Source organism: Lyngbya sp. CCY1209 (assembly GCF_055795065.1).
The window spans coordinates 1-276 of record NZ_JAYFER010000304.1 but is presented as its reverse complement, the minus strand read 5'-3'; the positions used below and the strand labels follow the sequence as shown (position 1 = coordinate 276).

Below are 276 nucleotides of genomic sequence, written 5' to 3'. Positions count from 1 at the left end.
AACCCTCGACGCAATTGGCAGAATATTTGTCGCGATTAATCAAGGGGAATACTACGTCCTCGATGCCGACATTGCCAAATGTTTTGACCAAATTGACCATGAATACCTACTATCCAAACTTCATTGTCCAACGACCATAAGGCGAAATGCCAAACAATGGCTAAAAGCCGGGGTCATTGACAATGGTGTATTTGACGACACAAAAGCCGGGACACCACAAGGAAGGGTAATAAGTCCACTCCTCGCCAACATCGCACTGGATGGAATGGTGAGGCA

1 protein-coding gene is annotated in these 276 nt (G+C 46.4%); it reads left to right on the top strand.

The window, feature by feature from the left end:
• A partial coding sequence (locus AC0QHF_RS08925; protein WP_324703854.1) for a reverse transcriptase domain-containing protein occupies window positions 1-276 on the top strand: 276 nt, incomplete at both ends.